Source organism: Moorena producens PAL-8-15-08-1, from assembly GCF_001767235.1.
Lineage (GTDB): Bacteria > Cyanobacteriota > Cyanobacteriia > Cyanobacteriales > Coleofasciculaceae > Moorena > Moorena producens_A.
The window spans coordinates 7,241,982-7,264,849 of the sequence record NZ_CP017599.1; the positions used below are offsets into that span (position 1 = coordinate 7,241,982).

The following is a 22,868-nucleotide window of genomic DNA, read 5'->3' on the forward strand; positions in this document are numbered from 1 at the left end:
TCTTGGTAAAGGTCTGTGAATCTGGATCATAAAGCCCGGTTATTGGTGGCTTGTTAAGGGCTACAGGTGGTCGCTTAAATTGATCCGCCTCAAGGTCCCTGGCTTGATATATCAGTGATTTCGGCTCAGTGGCAGGGGAGTTGCAACCCCTTTGGGGAACCTACTCAATTCCTGAGAAGCTGTGGATCAAAAGTTATCATTCCTGTTAAAATTCTTCGTTGATTGGGGATAGGTTAACTCGTCCCACGACTCAAGTAGGTGGGATGATCTAGTACGTAACTCCCTGTCTTAATAACAAAGCACTAATGACTAACAGCGATCGCATCAGTTACCAATTCCCAGAGAAGTTCATATGGGGAGTAGCCACCGCTTCCTATCAGATTGAAGGAGCAGTAAGTGAAGGAGGACGCAAACCTAGTGTGTGGGATACCTTCAGTGGTACCCCTGGAAAAATACTTAATGGTGATACCGGTGCGGTTGCTTGTGACCACTACCATCGCTACAAAGAAGATATAGAGCTGATGGTCAAACTAGGGATCAAGGATTATCGCTTTAGCATTGCTTGGCCTCGGATTATTCCTGACGGGGGTGGGAAAGTCAATCAGGAAGGGGTTGATTTCTATAAGCGCTTGGTGGATTGCTTGTTAGATCATGGCATTACTCCCCATGCCACTCTATTTCATTGGGACTCTCCCCAAGCCCTAGAAGACAAATACAAGTCTTGGCTTTCTCGCCAGATGGCCTTTGACTTTGCGGATTATGTTACTGCTGTGGTCACTCAATTAGGCGATCGCATTACCAATTGGATGACCATTAATGAGATCATGTGTTTTACTCACTTAGGCTATGGGGTTGACCAGGACCCGATCCATGCTCCCGGTAGGCGTGTTAACTCCATCAAACAGGTATGGCAGACCTCTCATCATGCCCTTTTAGCTCATGGTTTGGGCTGTCAAGCCATCCGTAGTGCTTCCCGGGTTCCCTGTTCTATAGCCTTTGTGGATAACTTGTCCGTCACTGTGCCAATCAATGAGTCACCGTACCATGTGGCAGCAGCAAAAAAGGCATTCCCTTTATGTGGGCAAAATGGCGGTATCATTATCCCTGCTCTGACTGGTGCTTATAGTCCTGAATTACTTGAAGTGTTAGGAGACAATGCCCCAGACATCGGACCATGTGACCTACAAATTATTCATCAGCCTCTGGATGGGATTTGTCTTAATATTTACACTGGTACCTATGTCCGGGCTGCTGACAATCCACAGGGGTACGAGTTCCTTGGTATGCCCAAAGGCTACCCTCGCATGAATCTGCCTTGGCTGAATATCCTACCAGATTCCCTTTATTGGGGGATTCGTCATGTCAGTGAAACCCTGGGGCGTTCAGATTTGCCTATGTTTATCACTGAGAATGGCTGTGCGGCACAGGATGAATTGAATGCTAGGGGTGAGGTGATTGATACGGACAGGATTCTGTACCTCCGAGAGTACTTTAAAGCAGCCCATCGCGCTGTTAGTGAAGGGTATCCTCTTAATGGTTATTTCCTCTGGAGTCTGATGGATAACTTTGAGTGGTATTGGGGATATGATCGGCGCTTTGGCATTACTTATATTGATTACCCAACCCAACAGCGTATTCCTAAGGCTAGTTTTGAATGGTATTCCCAGTGCATTGAAAATAATCGGGTAGTTTGATCATTAATCGGAAAAACCCGATAAACCCCTATCGGTATAGTTGTCATCCGTTAGTGTAACCCTAGGGAGAGAGTAATGGGGGAATTCCTAGTAGCGTTCGCGTAGCGTGACCTTTGGTCACGCTACGCGAACGCTATTTTTGTGTGGCTATTTTTGTTTTACATATTCACATTACTCCCTTTTTGTCAATACTTATCTAATATAATTTTTACTTATTTACATTATTTAATATAGCTAAGGGTAATTACTCGAAAAACCCTTTACATATCTTTAGATATTGCTTAATATAAATACATGAAGGCGCAAACAAGCCGGACGAACCTCGATAACTTCATATTCATACCCGCAATCATTAGAACATGACTACTGTATTACAACAGAGCAACACCTCTGTGTGGTCTCAGTTCTGCAATTGGGTTACCTCCACCAACAACCGCCTCTATGTGGGCTGGTTTGGTGTATTAATGATCCCAACCCTGCTAGCTGCTACCACCTGCTTCATCATTGCTTTCATCGCTGCTCCTCCTGTGGACATCGATGGTATCCGCGAGCCCGTTGCTGGTTCCTTGATGTACGGAAACAACATCATCTCTGGTGCTGTTGTTCCTTCTTCTAACGCTATTGGCTTACACTTCTACCCAATCTGGGAAGCTGCTTCTCTCGATGAGTGGCTTTACAACGGTGGTCCTTACCAGTTGGTAGTGTTCCACTTCCTGATTGGTGTATTTGCCTACATGGGTCGTGAGTGGGAACTGAGCTACCGCTTAGGTATGCGTCCTTGGATCTGCGTAGCTTACAGCGCACCGGTTGCAGCTGCTAGCGCCGTATTCTTGATCTACCCAATTGGACAAGGTTCTTTCTCCGATGGTATGCCTCTAGGTATCAGCGGAACCTTCAACTTCATGTTCGTGTTCCAAGCTGAGCACAACATCCTAATGCACCCGTTCCACATGCTAGGTGTAGCCGGTGTATTCGGTGGTTCTTTGTTCAGTGCAATGCACGGTTCTTTGGTAACCTCCTCCTTAGTACGTGAGACTACTGAAACTGAGTCTCAGAACTATGGTTACAAGTTCGGTCAAGAGGAAGAAACTTACAACATCGTGGCAGCTCACGGCTACTTCGGTCGTTTAATCTTCCAATACGCTTCCTTCAACAACAGCCGTTCCTTGCACTTCTTCTTAGGTGCATGGCCTGTAATCGGCATCTGGTTTACTGCACTGGGCATCAGCACCATGGCATTTAACCTCAACGGTTTCAACTTCAACCAGAGCATCATTGACTCACAAGGTCACGTGATCAACACCTGGGCTGATGTACTAAACCGCGCCAACCTAGGTTTCGAGGTAATGCACGAGCGTAACGCTCACAACTTCCCTCTAGACCTAGCTGCGGCTGAAGCTACTCCTGTAGCTTTGACTGCTCCAGCAATCAACGGTTAATTTCAACTTGGCTTAATCAGCTTAGTTAATAAAAAGCGCTCTCTTTTTGGGGAGCGCTTTTTTGTTTGTCTGTCATTATTGGAGTTCTCAGGGAGTAGGGAGTAGGGAGTAGGGAGTAGGGAGTAGGGAAGAAAATTTAGATATCGCTTACGGTTACTAGCAAATTCTGTATTTATAGCGTTTCTCGCAGTTATGAGGTAGATTCTTATTTGACACTGATTCTCTTAAAACCCTCTTTACTATTGCCTTTTGCCTTTTGCCTTTTGCCTTAAAGGGATAAGCTTTGTCCTCATGACTCTGATAATTGCTATATTGGTAGTCATTTGTTAGTTGTCAATACCCCTTTACCTTTTGTCTTTTCTGTTCCCTTTAATAAAAATTAATAGAAAATTGGGGATAACTTTATATAAAATTATAATTTTTATGTGGTTACTTGGTTTACTATCAACAGAAAAATACTATCAATTCCGATAGCATCGATATAAGCAGGTGCACAAAATTAATTGCACATTCCAAAAAACTCAAAGCCTTACAATGTAAGGGTTACAGAGATTCAGAGTAGTTAATTAATTTTGTAATGGTGCTTATAGCAATTCTCATCACGAGTGAGGTATACAAAAATTTTTCCCTGTTCCCTACTCCCTACTCCCTACTCCCTACTCCCTACTCCCTACTCCCTACTCCCTACTCCCTGTTCCCTTTCCTCAAGGACCAATGACTAATGACAACTGAACCCCTTGTCATCGTAACTAGTATTGCACCAGGAAATCTTAACAAGCAACAAGCAGCTATTAATAGCTGGCTTAGTCTAGGATTTGAGGTTGTTTCCTTAAATATTCTAGAAGAGATTGAGAAACTCCAGCCTTTATATCAAGACATTAAATTTCACAGAGTATTTCGAGATGGACGAGAGCATTATGGTAAGCCTTATGTTTACATTGATGACCTCTTATCCTATTTGCGTGAGTACGGTAGCCAAATCTGTGGAATTGTTAACGCAGATATTATCTTAAAAGCTGAGCAGGATTTTACAGACTTTATTCGAGAGCAGACTCAAGACTCTATCCTGCTCGCTTCACGAGTCGATATTGATACTGCTGAATCAATCAACGGTGAGATTTACGATGTTGGGGTTGATGTGTTCTTTTTTGAAAAAGAACTGCTGGAAAAATTTCCATCCTCTGACTTTTGCCTTGGTATTCCCTTTTGGGATTTCTGGGTACCAGTGATTGCTTGGCAACAGGGGTTAACCATAAAAGACTTAGTCTCTCCTGTTGCTTATCATGTCAAACACTCCACCAACTATAGCTACGAAATCTGGCAAAAATCTGCCCTTAAATTTACAAAAATATTTGCTCCAGCACGGTATCATTCTTATCAAGAAAAAGCTGATATAAACAAAGTTGATTATGACTTAATTGGTCACATTGATAACTATATCGTTAAGCAATTTTTGACAATTTATCAAAACAGTAAAAAACCGATTATATATAAACACCGATTACCTGATGCTCAGAATCCGGTCTATAGCCATACCAATACTAAAAATCACGATTATAATTCCTTAGTCTGGTCAGCCTGGAGCTCTTATCATGCTGGTAATTTCACCACTATGGCTGAGGAGTTAAAAAACTCCCTAAGCATTACTCCTTACCAGGCAACAGAAACGATTTCCGATTGGATAGAGCAGTTTACCACATTTTCAGCTGCTCATGGTTCTCCATTCAATTCTTATAGAGTCAGTAACCTACCGGAATGGCAAAATCTAATACGCTCTACTCTGCTTAATCGACCATTTAGTACCTATAAATGGAAACCAAAAGTATCCATCATCACATCAGTCTTTAAAGGGGATAAGTATATTGAACACTTCCTTAAGGATATTACCGATCAGACTGTTTTTGCTGAATGTGAATTACTATTGGTCAATCCCAATTCTCCGGGAAATGAAGAGCCTGTGATTAAAAAGTATATGACCAGGTATCCCAATATTATCTATATAAAATTGGATGAAGACCCAGGGCTCTATGAAGTGTGGAACATGAGCATTCGACTAGCCCGTGGTCACTATATTACCAACGCTAATCTCGATGACCGCAGAGCGCCCAGACATATTCAAGAACATATGAGAGCTTTGGATGAGCATCCTGATGTGGACGTGGTTTGCGCTCCTCTGAAAGTTACGATGCAGCCCAATGAAACCTGGGATAATAATACCGCTCATGCAGTCTGGTATGTGGGATTCCCGGAGTATTTTGGAACTGAAGACTTTTTTCAAGAAAAGTGGTGGGCTGAAGGGGAGGAAAAAGGTAAGATCGGCTCCCAAAATCTTCCCCATTGTATGCCGGTATGGCGGAAGAGTGTCCATGAAAAAAATGGCTATTTCGATGAAATTGGCTATGGCGCGAGTGCTGATTGGGAATTTTGGTTACGTTGTTCAACTAACGGGTCTAAATTCATGCTATTGAGGGAACCTTTAGGAATTTACCTAGAAGATCCTCAATCCTATAACAGGCGGTTTGAGTCAACGGTTGATTTTGAGAAAAAAATTCTACAGGAGTATTATGTACCCCTAACTCAGGAATCCAATGGTAACGGAAACCTTGATGTCTCCCAAACTCAAGAGCAAGATTCAGGGTTTGAAGACTCTGGGGATTATCCGAAAAAACTCAATCTTGCTTCTGCTTTACAGTATCATTATGGGGAGCATCGCTCTGGATGGTCTTATGCGATGAATAGCTTGAAAGCCTTACACAATGATGCTGGAATCTTGGTGGATGGCTTCATAGAAAAGAAATTCGCCTGGGGTTCGGATCCTGGAGATTGTAACAACAGCCCAACGGCTTATACAGAGCCTTGGATTGGATTCATCCATTGTCCTCCCTATGCCCCTAAATGGTTTCAAGAACACCTGTCACCTCAGAGAATATTTACAAGTCAGTTGTGGCAAGAGAGTATTAAGTATTGTCAAGGTCTATTTTGTTTGTCTGAAGACTCTCGTCGATGGCTCCAAAAGCAGCTAGATGTGCCAATTGTTAGCGTGATACATCCTACGGAAACCCCAGATGTTACGTTTTCCATGGATAAGTTTTTGGCAAATCCTGAGCCAACTATTATCCAAATTGGGATTTGGTTGCGGAAGATGCACTCTATCTACTATTTACCAGTAAAAAATTACAAAAAGGTGGTGTTACGTAAACCCTATGCTGGGGAAATGTTACACACTGAAAAACAAGTATTTAATTTACAGCCCAATTACAGTTATGTGCAGATAGTTGATTATTTGCCCAATGATGAGTATGATGAGGTCTTGTCAAAGAATATTGCTTATTTGGAGTTGTATGACACCAGTGCCAATAACGCGATCATTGAGTGCATCGTTAGAAATACCCCGGTTTTAGTCAATCCGCTGCCAGCTGTAAAAGAGTATTTGGGTGAAGACTATCCCCTTTACTTCCAGTCTAGAGAAGAAGCAGCGGCCAAAGCTGAGGATTTTGCTTTAATTGAGGAAACCTACCACTACCTGAAGCAGCACCCGATTAAAGAAAAGCTGAGCAACGATTATTTCTTAAAATCAATTGTTAAATCGGAAATCTATCAACAGTTATCATGAGAATATCCCACAAGCATAAGTTTGTATTCCTCAGCAAACCTAAGTGTGCTAGTACTAGTATTCGCAAGGCATTGGATCCTTACACCGATATTTCCAGTACGGATAAGAAGCGACATTACCATCACCATGTGCCAGCATCTCTGTTAAAGCAGCATTTTGAGCGTATGGGTTGGAACTGGAACAGCTACTTCAAGTTTATTAGTATCCGAAACCCTTGGGATATGCTGGTTTCTCTGTACTTCTATGCCAAGCCAGATCACCGAGGTATTTATTGGTGGGAAACAGCAAGAGCAATCCGTGTATCGGAAGACATTGTCGAAAAATACCCCTATAACCCAAACACTAGGATGCCATTTAAGGAGTGGATTAAGACTGGAAAATCCTGGGACTTGAAGCAGCAAATATATTTTGATGATTTGTCTACCTATACCCTTCCTTACTATGTTCTTGATGATCATAATAATTTCCTAGTGGATTATGTTATTCGTGTTGAACACTTAGAGGAAGACTTAGATTTTGTCGCTTCAAAGCTAGGAATACCTATAGATTCTTTGAAGATAAATACCAGCAAGCATGACCACTATAGCCAGTATTATGATAGCGAATCCCAAGCAATAGTCTCCGAACTGTTTGAGTATGATATCAACTACGGAAAGTATTCTTTTTAAACTAGGGAGTAGGGAGTAGGGAATCGGGAATCGGGAATCGGGAATCGGGAATCGGGAATCGGGAATAGGAGTATAGGGTTGGAGGGTTTGTTTTATAACTGAATAATCTCCAATTTATAGCGTTGATAAGACTTAGAAGATACAGTCAATTTTCTTACCCCGACTCCCGACTCCCTACTCCCTACTCCCTACTCCCTGTTCCCAGATCCGCTGTTCCCAGATCCGCTGTTCCCTAAAACCTAGGACTTTTGACCTCACCCAATTAACAACTGCTATAAAATGAGACTATCACACAAGCATAAATTCGTATTCATTGGTAAGCCCAGGTCTGGTGATGCTACGATTAGACAAGCACTAGAGCCTTACAGTGATAGTGTTAGTACAGATAAAGGACGACACAACAATCCCCATGTGCCAGCATCTATGGTGAAACAGCATTTTGAGCGCATGGGTTGGGACTGGAATAGCTACTTTAAATTCACGTCTGTTAGAAATCCCTGGGATATGCTTGTCTCTGTGTACTCCTTTGGAAATCCTGATCACAATGGCTTCTATTTTTGGGAAAAAAAACAGTACAATCCCAACAAAAAAATGCCCTTTACCGAGTGGATAACTAAGGGAAAATCCTGGGATATCAAGGCAGGTAAGCACTTAACTGATTTGTCGGCTTACTCACTGTCTTACTCGGCACTTGATGAGGAGAACACGTTTCTTTTGGATTATGTTATCCGTTTTGAAAATTTAGAATCAGATTTAACTTTCTTGGAGTCTATGCTAGGACTGAAGCTGAATTTACCTAAGATAGAGCAAGACAAAAGGAATGATTACGCTAATTATTATAATCAAGAAGCTATAGATAGAGTTACTAATTTATTTTGGTATGACATTAAGTATGGAAATTATAAGTTTGGGATGGCGTAGTTGGGTAAGGCAATAGGCAATAGGTAATAGGTAATAGGTAATAGGTAATAGGTAATAGGTAATATAGATGTAGGGTGGGCAGTGCTTACTTTCGAGATTATCAGGTTTTAAATGGGTATGAAGCACTGCCCACCATCAGATTAAGTTTATCAAAAATCTAGTAGAGATGTAGGGTGGGCAGTGCCTAAAAAAGCTATCCCAAACTTTTAAATGGGTATGAAGCACTGCCCACCTGAGGATTCTTTGAATTAAGTTCCTGTTGGTGGGCAGTGCTTATAAAAGCTATGATAAGCTTTTAAATCGGTCTCAAGCACTGCCCACCCTACGATTCTACGATTCATTTTATTTAATTTGCTGTTGGTCGGCAGTGCCTATCAAAGCTATCCCAAGCTTGGAATTTTCTCGGAAGCACTGCCCACCCTACGATTCATCTTATTTATTTCTAATTACTGGTCTGGTATTGACCAGCAGCGCGATCGCATCATCATGATATGGCGTAGATATGGCGTAGGGTGGGCAGTGCTTACTTTCGAGATTATCAGGTTTTAAATGGGTATGAAGCACTGCCCACCATCAGATTAAGTTTATCAAAAATCTAGTAGAGATGTAGGGTGGGCAGTGCCTAAAAAAGCTATCCCAAACTTTTAAATGGGTATGAAGCACTGCCCACCTGAGGATTCTTTGAATTAAGTTCCTGTTGGTGGGCAGTGCTTATAAAAGCTATGATAAGCTTTTAAATCGGTCTCAAGCACTGCCCACCCTACGATTCATCTTATTTATTTACTTTTTACTTCACTTTAAGGAAAATAACGATAAAATTCTCGTCTATGGAGAACACGGGAGAAGATCATAGTATCGCCTTTCATAAAAAAGCCAATTCTATAATCACCTACACGAATTCGATAGGCATTATCTTCTCCTTTTAATTTTTTGATGTTATTGATTTCGCTAAGATCTTGAAAAGATAGCATGATCTAGATATGGCGTAGGGTGGGCAGTGCTTACCTTCGAGATTGTCAGCTTTTAACTTGGTATGAAGCACTGCCCACCCTAGGATTCTTTTTATTAAGTTCCTGTTGGTGGGCAATGGCTACCATTCATTTGATTAAGTTCCTGTTGGTGGGCAGTGCCGATTAAATCTACCTTACGCTTTGTAATTGCTCGGAAGCACTGCCCACCCTACGATTCATTTGATTAATTTGATTAAGTTCCTGTTGGTGGGCAGTGCCGATTAAATCTACCTTACGCTTTGTAATTGCTCGGAAGCACTGCCCACCCTACGATTCATTTGATTAATTTGATTAATTTGCTGTTGGTGGGCAGTGCCGATTAAAGCTATCCCAAGCTTGGCAATTTCTCGGAAGCACTGCCCACCCTACGATTATACGATTAATTTTATAAAAAATGTAGACAAATAAAAACGAGTTTATATTCCAAAAATATCCACAATTATCACCCTACCCACGGTCTCCATTATCTCCATATTTCGTAATAAAAAAAATTTTCTAAACCCCTTGACAGTTTAATTAATTTATTAATATATTAATAGTGTCACCAAACTTAACGAATAACTGGTCATGACGAAAAATCTTCCGCCCAACTCCGATGAAAATCAGAACCCTGAAAACCCTGGTCGCAAACCTAAGAAAGTCAAGCACATCTTGATTGGTTCTCCTGAACAAGTTCGGCATACTATTTATGCCATTTATGGTCTTAAATACGCCTATCCCGACGAGTGGAGCACTCCCGAACCTACCGAAAACCCTGGTGAGGTTATGACCACTTTGATTCGATATTTCTATGTAGACTAGGATAGGGTTTTGCCAGCGATGCAGCGCGGTCTTGGGGAGGCAGTGCGGTCTTGGGGGTCTCCCCGGAGACGAAACCTTAGACAGTTGAGCCTTTATGGTTGGTCGGCTATGCACAAAAGGGGTAAAACTTATTGATTAAGGCTCAACTGTCTTACGGTAACTTCTAACCATGAGCAACTGCCGTGGTTTCCCCCACTCGCTATTGCATCAAGACAGGGTTTGACGCCCTGGCGACCAGGAATTGTGGAGGTTATTTTTAAGCATTCAGCCAATGGTCAATGGCTGACCACTGACCACTGACCACTGACGAATGTATTAGTTGATCAGTAGTTATTCAAATTTGAATGCAGTTAAGCTGTAGTTGTTGACGTTTACACAATATAAATCGGTCAAGGATTGGGGTTAACCATAACTTGACCGATTTTTTTTTATTGGTATAGTTAAGGTAATTATTAATTGGGTAAGTTACTTTCTTTCTGGGTTTTAGGGAACGCGCACCGTAGGGATTAGGGAGTCAGGAGCTAAGGCCGTGGGCCACGCTTACTGGCAGAGCCAGACGCTGCGCAAACGCGAACGGAGCTTCGGAGCAAAAAATAAAATTGAGATGTACCTCACCCTTACTAGAAAACGCTATAGTTATAGGACTTCTGAATTGGGTGAGTTACACAAGTTGTGGTTTTTAGGGAGTAGGGATCCCCCCTAACCCCCCTTAATTAAGGGGGGAAAGCAGTCGGGACTAGGGGTAAGAACAAACTGGTGCATCTCAAGATTGTAAATCTATGTTGTAACTCTACAATTGAGGGAACGGGATAAGTGTTTTAGCCTTCAATGGTCGTATTGTTGCGAAAGCTCGGATGCACCCGAAAAAACCAGCAAAAATGGACAAACAAAGACTACGAGCATACCTGAAGCTGATCGAGCAAGTGCTAACTTGTCCCAGCGGTGAAGAATTCAAAATTCTTGAGAGCAACCGTGAGTTAGTGGATTCAGAGTTATTGCAGGTAATGGCACAAGTAGCAGAACAACTGACAGCAGAGGGCAAGCAAAACAGTGCTGAGGTTTTACTGGGTCTGAGGAGTGAGCTTTTAGACATGCTGGGAATCTCAGAAACCCCTACCTCAGCTAATCTCTCGTGCCAAGACTATCTGAAATTTTTGACAGAGGTATTGCTGGCAACTGACAACAGCGATAGCGACCCGAAAGTCATCTACCCACTCCTGGGAGCCAACCTAGACAAACTTGATGATAACTTTATCGATATCCTGGAAACCTGGGCAAGTGCTAAACTCTCGGAAGCCGAAGCAGAATACATCGCTAGAGTTATTTGGGAATTCAGCCACCTGATCCAGCAGTTTCCTCTAGGCAATAAAGCCAATAACATGGAAATCGCCATTGCTGGTTACAAACAGGTGCTAAAGGTCTTTACCCGTGAGAGTAAGCGGGAAAGTTGGGCAGCGATTCAAACCAACCTGGGGCAAGCCTACAGAACCAGAATCCGTGGGGAGAGGGCATTGAATCTAGAACTTGCCATTACCCAATACCAACGAGCATTGTCGGTTTACACCAAATCAGATTTCCCTATCTATTGGGCAATGACTCAAATCAACCTGGGGGAAGCCTACAGAAACAGAATCCGCCACCCCAGGGCTGAGAATCTGGAAAAAGCGATTGCCCGATACCTACTAGCCTTGTCAGTTTACACTCAATCAGACTTCCCCTACTATTGGGCAGAGATTCAAACCAACCTAGCCGAAGCCTACAGTCAGAGAATGCTTGGGGGCAGGGCTTATAATCTCGAACTTACCATTGACGCATACCAACTCGCTTTGGAAGTTTACACCAAAGAAGACTTCCCGATCGAGTGGGCACAGACTCAAAGCAACCTGGGCAATGCTTACAGTGACAGAATCTGTGGCGACAGGGCTGAGAATTTAGAATTTGCCATTGAAGAATACCAACTCGCTTTGGAAGTTTACACCCAAGAAGACTTCCCCATTGAGTGGGCACAGACTCAAAGCAACCTGGGCATTGCTTACAGAAACAGAATCCGTGGGGACAGGGCTAATAATCTAGAACTTGCTATTGAAGCATTCCAACAAGCTTCGTCCGTTCGCACGAAACCAGACTTACCCATGGCTTGGGCAATGACTCAAAACAACCCTCAAAACAACCTTGGTCTGCCTATAGTGACAGAATCCGTGGTGATAGGCAAGAGAATCTGAAAAAAGCGATACAGTTGTTTGGCTCAGCAGTGGTGCGTTACGGGTAGCAACCTAACCCTGACTACGAGGCGAAACATGAATGCCCCCCTAACGCACCCTACCCAGTTGTTTGACTCAGCAGTGGTGCGTTACGGGTAGCAACCTAACCCTGACTACGAGGCGAAAAATGAAGGCTCCCCTAACGCACCCTACCCAACTGTTTGAGACTCCCGACTCCCGATTCCCGATTCCCTACTCCCTATTTCTTTTTAAGAGAAATTAGTGATGGGACAAAAGCGGGGAGTCGTAGATGAATTATCTTGGCTTGATTAAATAAGCCATCTTTGATTAGGTGAGGAAGAGGCTGAGGTCTGACATTGTAAATCTTGTTGTCTATAACTTTTACTTTGCCTCCTTCTTGCTCGAAGAAACCGGATTGTAATAACTGGTTAAAATAGTACTGGTCACCAAAATGTCCAGCTCTCATAGTTGAGTCATTTTGTTTTGATGCCAGAGTAATCCAGCCATCTATCATTTTAGTAATAAATTGGCATTTTTTAAAGGCGAATACTCCTGTATTCATGGTGTTATGAGATTCATAGCCAAGATATTTATAAGGTGGCTTACTATAGTCGATATGAGGGGTTTTTGCTATACATAAATCACAGTCATCTAGGAAAGAAAATATATCGGAAATATCCCCAACGACCAAGGTGTCTGTATCAAGAAATAGAGTTTTTTGATAAGGGCTCTTTTTCAAGATGTCTACTTTGAGTTTATGAGGATTTTTTTTATCATTTAAGGGATAGACTGTACAACCATCTAACTCTCCCATGGGGCAATCGGTAAATAGGGATATCGGGATGGTAGGATTGGATTTTTTAAAAAACTTATAAGCGTTAATAAATTCTTGTTTAAATTTTTCACCAATGGCTAAATAAATGACACCACAGTCGTGGCTTGTGTCATTCTTTTGACTAGGGTTTCCCTGGAAACCTTTACTATGATCTTTACTATGGTGTTTATACAGACCTTCTAATAAAGCTTCGGCAAAATTATCTTCTGACCACTGGAAGTTAGGGTTAAGGGACATCCCTAAGCGATACTCAGCTACTGCTTCAGCGGCCATGCCTTTTCGAGCTAGGGCTTTGGCTAAGGTGATATGATACTGATGGTGATCTCGGTTGAGGTCAATAGCCTTACGGTAAAATGCGATCGCAGATTCCAGATGACCTTGTTTCTCCAACACGTCACCCAAGTTGTGATGAGAGGAAGATATGGTGGGATTAAGGCCAATCGCACGACGGTAAGCGATGATAGCTTGATCAAGCTGACTATTTGCTGTGTAAGCTTCCCCTAATTTATGCTGGAAGCCACAGAAGTATTGTGCTTTCTCTGGTACTGCCAGTACATCAATTCTCTCAGTGTTGAGGCTGTTCTTTGGTTGTATTGGTTGTAACTCGTAATCATGTCGCTTCAGAAAATCGTAAATCTCTTGTCGATTCCCGAGGGTTCGTTTAAATACTTGCTCGTTAATCTCAATCACCATCCGAGGTTGATGTTGATAGATAGTCTCTTCGGCTCCTTTGAGGGCTTTTAACTCCCAACCTTCTACATCAAACTTGATCAAGTCTACCTGGGTAAACTCAAAGGAATCTAATGGAACAGCGCGAATGGTTTGTGAGTTCTCTGAATAGGAGCAAAAACTCTCTCCTGTATTCGGTCTAATCACCAAATTCAGGGTTTCTTCTTGGTCTGAAAGAGCATAGTTATAGGATTCTGCCCCTGGTACATTTAAGGTGAGACATTCATAAGCTTCTGGGAGGGGTTCAAATGCTAAAACTCGACCAGTTAGGCCGACTTTATTCAAGTAAGCAATGGTGTGGTCGCCAATGTTGGCACCAACATCGATGGCAACACCACCCCTTGGTATATGGGGTAAAATCTCCTTCAGCAGTGATTGATCGTGATCTAAGCGTCCTAGTTTTGGGATTAATTGAGTCCTATAGGTATCATTTTCAATTAATGCGATGCCATTCCAAAATTTGATTGCCATAGTTAGGTTTTAAAGGGAATAGGGAACAGGGAACAGGGAATAGGGAATAGGGAGTCGGGAGTCGGGAGTCGGGAGTCGGGAGTCGGGAAAAGGGAGCAGGGAGTCGGGAAAAAATCCTGGGCTCTTGTAGAGTAGTTATGATATAGCGTTTTTATCTCGGTTGTAAACAGACTTCTTGCCTTCAAACTTTAGCGTGTATGCCTCTTGCCTCTTACCTTCAAACTCTTGCCTCTTGCCTCTTGCCTCTTGCCTCTTGCCTCTTGCCTCTTGCCTCTTGCCTGTTCCCTATTCCCTATTCCCTATTCCCTATTCCCTATTCCCTATTCCCTATAATCCTCAAGAGACTTCTCTCATTTTAAGCCAAAAGGAAGCTCCTCCTTTATTAACACCAGTCATTTCCGGGGATTCCCAAAGGGGTGACATTATGGCTTTTAAGTAGGGATCGTAAGCGATGAAAGCGTTTGGCAAAATAATATCAAATTTACTGCCTTCTGCCAAAATGTAGGCGGCTAATACATACTGTTCAGAGTAATGGCGCTTGTCCCATCTTTGAGGATAATCATAGGGTAAAAAGATATCATGAAACTCGACAAGTACACCTGGCTTTAATTTGTATAAAACATCTAAAAACATTACTGTGGCATCGGAATTCATGAATACTCGATGGGAATTATCGACAAATAAGATATCCCCAGATTCCAGTTGATCAAAAATATCAATGTCAACAGTTTCGACGGGTTTTCTAATCACTTCATCACAGATTAAATCAACTTCTGCTCTCGGTTGAGGATCGATAGATATAATCTTAGTGTTTAGCCCACCATCTTTTATCGCTCGCCTAGCGAATTTTGTGGAGTTTCCTGACCCAACTTCCAAATAGAGTTTAGGCTTATTCAAGCGAATAAAACTATAAAGGGAGACGGCATCAAGACCAGGGAGCCAAGGATTGAATAGTGATGGCTCGGGGGAGTGCTCTTTTATGGCTTTATTGGCAAATTTTCGCAGATTTTCCTGGTATTGCAAAAAGCTATTGAGATAGGTTTTGTAAGTCTCTCTCCCTCGATTAATTATTTCATAAAGTTTGGGATGAGGAGGCTTACCATAGCCATATCTCGATTTTTGATTTATGGGATAATCGAAATAGAGGAACGTGCCGTTATAGGATTTTTCAGTTTTCATTTTTAATAGCAGTTATCAATTTGGTGAGGTAGTTTCGTCTTGGGGAGTCGGGAGTCGGGAGTCGGGAGTCGGGAATCGGGAATCGGGAGTCGGGAATCGGGAGTCGGGAGTCGGGAATCGGGAGTCGGAGTAGGGTAGGTTGAAGGTTGAAGGTTGTTCGCCTTTGGCGTTCCCGTAGGGTAGGTTGAAGGTTGTTTGGTTGAAGGTTAGAAGGTTGTTCGCCTTTGGCGTTCCCGTAGGGTAGGTTAGAAGGTTGTTCGCCTTTGGCGTTACCGTAGGGTAGGTTAGAAGGTTGTTCGCCTTTGGCGTTACCGTAGGGTAGGTTAGAAGGTTGTTCGCCTTTGGCGTTCCCGTAGGGTAGGTTAGAAGGTTGTTCGCCTTTGGCGTTCCCGTAGGGTAGGTTAGAAGGTTGAAGGTTGCTAGCATGCCTCTTGCTAGCATGCCTCTTGCCTCTTGCCTCTTGCTAGCATGCCTATTGCTAGCATGCCTCTTGCCTCTTGCCTCTTGCCTGTTCCCTATTCCCTACTCCCTACTCCCTATTCCCTACTCCCTAGTTTCCCTTGTTTTTCCAAAACACTGGTCAACTGAGCGTTTACTTCATAATTTTCGGGTTGGATCTGGAGGGCAATTTGGTAGAAAATGATGGCTTGGTCTAACTGATTTTGTTTAACAAATGTATTGCCTAACTGTAGATAGAGTTCAGGATCGTTGGATTGTATCCCTAATGCCTTGTGATAATTATCGAGATTATCTGGATTAGTCCGAATGGCTCGACGATAACAGCTCATTGCTTGATCTAAATCGACCTGGACTCTTTCTCGAAGCACATTTCCTAATTTTTCCTGTATCTCGGGGTCATCTGGCTTTAACTGTATAGAGCGGCGGTAGGACGCTACCGCCTCATCGGACTTTCCCAATTTAACCAATACACCTGCTAAACTACTGTGTAACTGAGGATGGCCTGGATTTAATTTAATAGCATCGCCATAGGCGGTAAGGGATTCATCCCAACGCTGGAGTTTGCTGAGGGCGTTTCCTAAGTTTTGGTAAAATTCAAAGTACTGGTTGGGGCATAGGGCTATGGCTTGGTTTAAGGCTGCTACTGCTTCGTCTAATTTGCCGTATTCGGTTAAGGCTAGCCCTAAATTATGGTGAGACCAGGGATTGTAAGGATTTAGTTCTATGGCTCGCTGGTAAGCTGTTGCTGCTTCATCCCAAGTCTGTTGGGTTAAGAGTAAATCCCCTAACCAATGGTAAGATTCACAACAGTTGGGATTGATATCGAGAGCATAGCGATAGGCTGCGATCGCTTCTGCTATTTTCCCTTGTTCTCGCAAACTATCTGCCCATTGGTGAGCGGCTAGCCAAGGGTCTTCTGATGGGGGTTCATAGTCTGGTTCTTGCCACTGTCCCAATGCTTCCAATGCTTTGCGCAAGGGGTAGTATAAATCGGGATTTTCTGGGCTGAGGTCAATGGCACGACCATAAGCGGTAACTGCTTCCTCCCAGTGCTGGAGTTGGGTGAGAGCTTCCCCTAATTTTTGGTAAAACTCAAAGTACTGATTGGGGGATAGGGCTATGGCTTGTTGATAAGCGGCTACGGCTTCTTCTAGCTTCCCTTGTTGGGCTAAGGCTAAGCCTAAATTATTGTGAGTCCAAGGATTGTAGGGATTGAGTTCTATGGCGGATTGGTAAGCGGCTGCTGCTTCATGCCAATTCTTGTTTTCTCGATATAAATCCCCTAGCCAATGGTGAGACTCAAAGCGGTCAGGATTGGTTTCAATCGCATCGCCATAGGCTGCGATCGCTAAATCCAATTGTTTGGTTTCTCGCAGAGCATCGGCTAAGCTCTCTTTAACCCCATTGATGGTGGGGTTAATGGCTATAGCGCTACGGTAAGCGGTAATGGCTTCATACCATCGAGTTTGTAAGCTCAGACTATCCCCGAGATTTTGGTAAACCCAAGCTGGCTGCTGTTGATTAAGTGCGATCGCATTTTGGTAAGAGGCGATGGCATCGTCTAAATTTCCCTGTTGCTGCTGACATTGTGCCAAGTTAGGATATACTGTTCTATGATTTTCCGGGTCACACTGACTTGCTTCCTGGTAAGCGGAAACTGCTTCATCAAATCGATTGGTTTGCCTCAGAGCATCCCCAAGATTTTTGTAGATCCAAAACGGATGGCTAGGATTGAGTGCGATCGCATTTTGGTAGGATGCGATCGCCTCGTTTAAATTGCCCTGTCGTGCTTGAGCTTGTCCTAGATTGTGATAAAAATCGGGATGGTCTGGCTCAAACTGCATCGCCTCCTGGTAAGCCACCATGGCCTGATCCAGTTTTCCTTGAGCCGTCAGAGCATCCCCGAGATGTTTGTATACCCAAAACGACTGTTGAGGATTGAGGGCAATTGATTTTTGGTAGCTTGCGATCGCGCCTTCTAAATCCCCCTGCTGAGCCTGAGATTGTCCCAAGAGGTGATAAATTCCTGGATTATCTGGCTGTAACTCAATTGCTTCCTGGTATGCTGCAATTGCTTCACTCTGTTGTCCTTGCTGTCTAAATTGGTTCGCAATACTTACAGAAGTCTCAACCATAGCTAGTTCTATTTGGGGCGGCATCCTAATAGTGTTTTTAAAAACTGTGATTGAACGATGGTTAAAAAATTGTGTTCGCTCTAGCAGTTTCTGATCGAATTGATGATGGTATCTTAATGATTTTACCAAAACTTTATTTTAGCTAATCGCTGATACCTTACCGATTCGATTTTATTATCTAAAATAGCGTTTGCATTTGAGATGTAAACCTTTTATGTCTTTTTTTCTTGGACAATAAAACTGAGGATCGCTTTCCCCTGTTGCCTTTTGGCTCTTGCCATGTGCCTTTTTCGGCAATACGTGTGTTTACAACTCAGATGCAAACTCTATAACAATACCATCAATATCAAGGATTAGCAATCAGCATAATGGCCCAACCGTTGTATATCAAGCCCGAGATTCGACCAACCCTAGGCATCAGCATTTTCACGGTGCCTAAGGCTTTTCTAGGTAACATTGGTATCATCCAGCACAATGCCATTACTAGCTGGACTTTGCTCAAACCCAAGCCAGAAATTATTTTATTTGGTGATGAAATTGGTACAGCTGCCATTGCTCAGGACTTAGGACTGAATCATGTTCCTGATATCGAGTGCAATAGCTATGGTACTCCTCTACTCGATAGTGTGTTTGCCCAAGTCCAGGAACAAGCAACTCACGATATCATCACTTATATCAACACTGATATTATTCTACTGAAGGATTTTACCCAAGCCATTGAACAGGTCTGCCAACACTTAGAGACATTTTTAATCACTGGACGACGCTGGAATCTTGACCTGTCCAAGTCCATAGAATTTCAGTCTCCCACCTGGGAAGACACCCTGTGTCAACAGGTCTATCAGACCGGTTGTTTAGGGGCTGATGATGCTAAGGATTACTTTATCTTTCCTAAAAATTTATTCCCTACTATCCCTAAGTTTGCGGTAGGACGGGGATATTGGGATACCTGGATGGTCACTACTGCGGCTATGAGGGGTTATCCCATCGTCGATGCCAGCGAAGTGGTGATGGCAGTGCATCAAAATCATAGCTACGGTCATCTGATGGGGGGCAAAAATGAGGCCCATATGGGCAAGGAAGCGCAACAGAATAAAACCATTGGCAATGTACAAGGACAAGGCACGATTGCGGACAGCACCTGGCAGCTAAAACCCTGGCATGATCACGATTCACCACGAGTTAGTGTGATTATTATTGTTCAGGACTTACGCATTTGCCCCCTAAATCCCCCAATTCTGGGGGACTTTGACATCATTCCCCCCAGCGAGGGATTGCTCGCTGGGGGGCTAGGGGGGCAAAATCAACTTAACCGCCTAAGTCCTGTTGTTAATAGTACTAGCGCTAGAGTTAAGCGAGCAGTGGACAGTGTGCTGGCTCAAAACTATTCCGACTATGAAATTATTGTGGTGGATGGGGCTGGTAATCAGGGAGCAGGGAGTAGGGAACAGGGAGTAGGGAGTAGGGAGCAGGGAGCAGGGAGCAGGGAGGGATCCCCCCTAGCCCCCCTTAATAAGGGGGGGACTGTTATTAAAGGGGGTTATCTAGCGGGATCGGATCAGGGAACAGGGAATAGGGAACAGGGAATAGCGATGCAGCGCGGTCTTGGGGGTTTCCCCCACTCGCTATTGCATCAAGACGGGAACAGGGAACAGGGAGTAGGGAGTAGGCAGGGATCCCCCCTCCTTAATAAGGGGGGGACTGTTAATCAGGGGGGGAATCGTTACTATGAGAAGCCTTATAAATCAGTAAGTGTAGGGGGATGCGTTCGCGTAGCGTGGCCTACGGCCAATCGCAAATGGGGGGCGTTGTGCGATCGCGGTCTTGAAATGGCCCAAGGAGAATTTGTGATCTTTCTAGATAGTGACAGTGTTTTACTACCAGATGCCCTAGAGAAGCAAGTAGCAGCATTTGATCGGGAATCCTCTACCTTGGATTTACTATTGAGTGGGTGGCAAATGGTTGAGGGAGAAAAAATAACCCAGGTGACGCCATGGCAAGAGTTACCCGATTTAGAAGACTTACACATCTGGAAGTTAGAGAAACTGTGGCAACCGTTGCGTCAAAGTAATAGTATGTTTCGTCGCAGTCGTTTAGACCTAGTAGGGGGCTTCAATACAGAATTAAATCAAGACGCTGCGATGGTAGAAGTAATAATAAATCTAGTATTTTTGAGAGGAAGCCGAGCCCTGTGGTTGCCAGAAGCAACTTGTCGCTATTTTGGGCAAGGTAATACTATTGAGAAACAGTCTACTCCAGTTGCTGAAGATATGAAAGAGGTGATTGATAGTATCTTTAAGCAACCAACAGTGAAGGGATGGATGCAAAAATTAAAAGCTAGAGCTTATCGATTTGAGTAGGGAGTAGGGAGTAGGGAGTAGGGAGTAGGGAATCGGGAATCGGGAATCGGGAGTAGGGAATCGGGAATCGGGAGTCGGGAGTAACAAAAAACATTCAACCTTCAACAACCTTATTGAAAAAGCAATGCAGCGCGCACTTCTTGATGCAGTCGCTCATGGGGGGAACCCCCAAGACCGCGCTGCATCGCTGCATCGCTTTTTCAGTTGCTTCCTTGGGGAGAATTCCAGTAGCGAAGGCTAAGTTACTTCACTGCTGATAATTTTATCCAGACTCAACAACTTATTATTCGCAAATCACTGGAAAATGGTAATTGTTGCCGAAATCACTATCGAAACACCCATCGCCGCTGCCACTGAACCAGATCTGGATCTCTTCACTACCCTGAAAGCACTCAGGAGTAGTAAAGGATCCAAACTTGACGAAATCCACTGCAGGGGGGTCAAGGGAAACAAGGGGGAATTCTTGAATATCACCGCTGTTATCAGACATGACGTAGCCTGTTACCTCAGTTGAAGGGCTAAAGCTAGGACAGCTATTATTATCAGAAGAAGCCCTTAGGGAGTCATAATAGACAAGAACTTCGTGGCCCGGAGAAAATATCGCACCGCTTTGTGATTCTATCCATTCTCCGTACGGGGCGATTGAAAACTGGAGTCCAGGATGAAATTCAACTTCAGCAGCCGCCTGTGCGGAAGGTACCGTAAAAGAAGGCATCCAAGTCAGAGCTATGGCAATAACTAATGCCAATAGCGCATTGCGTAGTTTTTGCATAATTAATTTTGTTTCGTTATCGTAATGATTGGATTGACAAGTAATTAACCGAAAGGTTAAGCACCTCGTAACTATTTTTTCTGTACCCCTACAGAAGTTACTGCCCCAGCTTTTTGCTGCTAGGGGCTCAAGCAACCTCCGGTATATTAGATTAAAAAAAAAACAGTTGTCAAGAGGAAAGAAAGGAAATGTGAGGCGGGTGGGAAGTGTGGGAATTTTACCGGGAATTTTTGTCAGCGGCCAAAGGGGGTTTCACCCACTGGGCCTTTGCATAAAGACAGTGAGATATACCCGATAGGGAGTGGGAAAAACCTTAAAAAACCTTTAATAATTTAGAATTAATAATTTAGAATTAATAATGTAGAATTAATAATTTAGAATTCTTAATTCTACATTCGGGAGCATGTCAGTTTTGTTAATCCCTGATTCAGATCCCCCTAAATCCCCCGAGCGAGGGATTGCTCGCTCGGGGGACTTTTGAATCTAATCCCCCCTTTTTTAAGGGGGGTTAGGGGGGATCTATATACATAATTACAAAGGTGACATGCTCCCTCTACATTCTTAATTCTGCCTTCACTATTCTTAATTCTCATAGCCATACTTAATCAAGATAGGTTTAAAAGATTCATTAAGCTTATCAATAGTGGCGGGTTGCAACTTTTCCTTATAATCTCCTGGGGTGACTTTACGGATGTGTGAAGCGGGATTTTCTTTAGTTGGAAAAATATCGTGTTTTTTAGCGATTTGCTCTATTTTACTATCCTCAAGCTCTACTTCCAAAAAACGGATAATATCCGCAACCCACTGACGCTTATTGAAAACGATATCTTCATACCTAAACAGTTTGAATAACTGATCTTCAATCTTGCTGTACCTTTGAATTATTTTGCGAAATATCGGTGCTTGTTGAATCGCATACTGGTCTATCTCCATGTCTTGTAGTCGCTGGCGATTTTTTGAAAGGGTATCACCTACCTTACCTGGGGGAATAACATGACTGTTCTTCATGGAAAAATAATGGGATACTACAATATCCCTGGGATCCCGGATTAGTAATATCTTTTTGAAACCACTCAAATCGAAATCATTAAGATAGGCTGGGAGATATCGAGAGCCGTAAAAGCCATATCCAGTTTTGACAAAAAGGTCACATATATCCTTACCAAAGGCACTTTCTTCTACTCCTTGATTAAAGGAAGTCTTGGCAACACTAATCAGTGGTATATTTAGGTTAAAACCGATATCTTCAATAATTTTATCCTGCATTACACTCCCTGATTTGTGGAGCGCGAAGACGAAGAAACTAGGAATATCACCAGGGGGAGGTACCTCAAGAGAAACTTTCTGATTGTCTCGTGTATATATAATTTTTTCCATTAATCCTCTTCAAAAACTGCTCCCTGCTCCCTACTCCCTACGGTTGCATCTCATACTTGCTGTTTGACTCGGTGGGTGGAATGGGCATCTTGCCCGTTATTTTCGGACGGACTTTTTCAACCCAGGCGTTGAAGCGGAAAATTAGGGCGAGCCCGTCCCTAAGGCACCCTACGCAACTAGCTA

Annotated in this window: 19 protein-coding genes; 11 read left to right on the plus strand and 8 right to left on the minus strand. The window is 43.3% G+C overall.

Features of this window, described 5'->3' with window-relative positions:
* Positions 1-305 precede the first annotated feature (305 nt).
* The 6 genes from BJP34_RS26605 to BJP34_RS41000 all read left to right on the plus strand — a co-directional run bounded on the left by BJP34_RS26605 (position 306) and on the right by BJP34_RS41000 (position 8,825).
* Positions 306-1,694, plus strand: a complete 1,389-nt coding sequence (locus BJP34_RS26605; protein ID WP_070394943.1) for a GH1 family beta-glucosidase — start codon at positions 306-308, stop codon at positions 1,692-1,694.
* Between the two features lie 359 nt (positions 1,695-2,053).
* Positions 2,054-3,133 (plus strand): photosystem II q(b) protein, encoded by a 1,080-nt coding sequence (gene psbA / locus BJP34_RS26610; RefSeq protein WP_070393396.1) that lies wholly within the window; start codon positions 2,054-2,056, stop codon positions 3,131-3,133.
* 721 nt (positions 3,134-3,854) lie between these two features.
* Complete coding sequence (locus BJP34_RS26615) at positions 3,855-6,746, plus strand: glycosyltransferase (protein WP_070394944.1); 2,892 nt, start codon at positions 3,855-3,857, stop codon at positions 6,744-6,746.
* Positions 6,743-7,414: a sulfotransferase family 2 domain-containing protein gene (locus BJP34_RS26620; RefSeq protein ID WP_070394945.1), complete on the plus strand. Its 672-nt coding sequence runs from the start codon at positions 6,743-6,745 to the stop codon at positions 7,412-7,414. Before BJP34_RS26615 ends, BJP34_RS26620 begins: the two co-directional genes overlap by 4 nt.
* A 279-nt stretch (positions 7,415-7,693) precedes the next feature.
* Entirely contained in the window at positions 7,694-8,335 is a 642-nt protein-coding gene (locus BJP34_RS26625) for a sulfotransferase family 2 domain-containing protein (RefSeq protein WP_070394946.1), read from the plus strand.
* 262 nt (positions 8,336-8,597) lie between these two features.
* Positions 8,598-8,825: a hypothetical protein gene (locus BJP34_RS41000; protein ID WP_149031200.1), complete on the plus strand. Its 228-nt coding sequence runs from the start codon at positions 8,598-8,600 to the stop codon at positions 8,823-8,825.
* 307 nt (positions 8,826-9,132) lie between these two features.
* Here the strand turns inward: BJP34_RS41000 and BJP34_RS49520 are convergent, their stop codons facing one another.
* The gene (locus BJP34_RS49520; protein WP_324610960.1) at positions 9,133-9,306 is read right to left on the minus strand and encodes a type II toxin-antitoxin system RelE family toxin; all 174 of its coding nucleotides are present in this window, start codon (positions 9,304-9,306) and stop codon (positions 9,133-9,135) included.
* A gap of 606 nt (positions 9,307-9,912) precedes the next feature.
* Between BJP34_RS49520 and BJP34_RS26635 the strand changes: the two genes are divergently transcribed.
* Both BJP34_RS26635 and BJP34_RS26640 read left to right on the plus strand, forming a co-directional pair.
* Entirely contained in the window at positions 9,913-10,146 is a 234-nt protein-coding gene (locus tag BJP34_RS26635; RefSeq protein WP_070394947.1) for a hypothetical protein, read from the plus strand.
* An 878-nt stretch (positions 10,147-11,024) separates the two neighbouring features.
* The gene (locus tag BJP34_RS26640) at positions 11,025-12,368 is read left to right on the plus strand and encodes a tetratricopeptide repeat protein (protein ID WP_070394948.1); all 1,344 of its coding nucleotides are present in this window, start codon (positions 11,025-11,027) and stop codon (positions 12,366-12,368) included.
* A 238-nt stretch (positions 12,369-12,606) separates the two neighbouring features.
* On the opposite strand, the gene BJP34_RS26645 is transcribed toward BJP34_RS26640, so the two are convergent.
* The gene (locus BJP34_RS26645; RefSeq protein WP_070394949.1) at positions 12,607-14,403 is read right to left on the minus strand and encodes an FkbM family methyltransferase; all 1,797 of its coding nucleotides are present in this window, start codon (positions 14,401-14,403) and stop codon (positions 12,607-12,609) included.
* Positions 14,404-14,405: 2 nt separating this feature from the next.
* Entirely contained in the window at positions 14,406-14,588 is a 183-nt protein-coding gene (locus tag BJP34_RS44590) for a hypothetical protein (RefSeq protein WP_158517491.1), read from the minus strand.
* Between the two features lie 19 nt (positions 14,589-14,607).
* On the opposite strand from BJP34_RS44590, the gene BJP34_RS49525 reads away from it, so the two are divergent.
* Positions 14,608-14,736: a hypothetical protein gene (locus BJP34_RS49525; RefSeq protein ID WP_267876389.1), complete on the plus strand. Its 129-nt coding sequence runs from the start codon at positions 14,608-14,610 to the stop codon at positions 14,734-14,736.
* A 3-nt stretch (positions 14,737-14,739) separates the two neighbouring features.
* Here the strand turns inward: BJP34_RS49525 and BJP34_RS26650 are convergent, their stop codons facing one another.
* Both BJP34_RS26650 and BJP34_RS41005 read right to left on the minus strand, forming a co-directional pair.
* Positions 14,740-15,582, minus strand: coding sequence for a class I SAM-dependent methyltransferase (locus BJP34_RS26650; protein ID WP_070394950.1), 843 nt, complete (start codon positions 15,580-15,582; stop codon positions 14,740-14,742).
* Between the two features lie 15 nt (positions 15,583-15,597).
* A complete protein-coding gene (locus BJP34_RS41005) occupies positions 15,598-16,023 on the minus strand; it encodes a hypothetical protein (RefSeq protein WP_158517492.1) in 426 nt (141 codons plus the stop codon).
* A 12-nt stretch (positions 16,024-16,035) separates the two neighbouring features.
* Here BJP34_RS41005 and BJP34_RS49530 point away from each other — a divergent pair, with 12 nt between their 5' ends.
* The gene (locus tag BJP34_RS49530; RefSeq protein ID WP_267876390.1) at positions 16,036-16,170 is read left to right on the plus strand and encodes a hypothetical protein; all 135 of its coding nucleotides are present in this window, start codon (positions 16,036-16,038) and stop codon (positions 16,168-16,170) included.
* Here the strand turns inward: BJP34_RS49530 and BJP34_RS26655 are convergent.
* On the minus strand, positions 16,119-18,176 hold the full coding sequence (locus BJP34_RS26655; protein ID WP_158517493.1) for a tetratricopeptide repeat protein: 2,058 nt from the start codon (positions 18,174-18,176) through the stop codon (positions 16,119-16,121). The two genes, BJP34_RS49530 and BJP34_RS26655, sit on opposite strands and share 52 nt — an antisense overlap.
* A 368-nt stretch (positions 18,177-18,544) precedes the next feature.
* Between BJP34_RS26655 and BJP34_RS46695 the strand changes: the two genes are divergently transcribed.
* Positions 18,545-20,536 carry a glycosyltransferase family 2 protein gene (locus BJP34_RS46695; RefSeq protein ID WP_070394952.1) on the plus strand — a complete coding sequence of 664 codons (1,992 nt, stop codon included), beginning with the start codon at positions 18,545-18,547 and terminating at the stop codon, positions 20,534-20,536.
* 283 nt (positions 20,537-20,819) lie between these two features.
* On the opposite strand, the gene BJP34_RS26665 is transcribed toward BJP34_RS46695, so the two are convergent.
* Positions 20,820-21,308 (minus strand): DUF6209 family protein, encoded by a 489-nt coding sequence (locus tag BJP34_RS26665; RefSeq protein ID WP_070394953.1) that lies wholly within the window; start codon positions 21,306-21,308, stop codon positions 20,820-20,822.
* Positions 21,309-21,890: 582 nt separating this feature from the next.
* Positions 21,891-22,685, minus strand: coding sequence for a sulfotransferase domain-containing protein (locus BJP34_RS26670; RefSeq protein WP_070394954.1), 795 nt, complete (start codon positions 22,683-22,685; stop codon positions 21,891-21,893).
* Between the last annotated feature and the right edge of the window lie 183 nt (positions 22,686-22,868).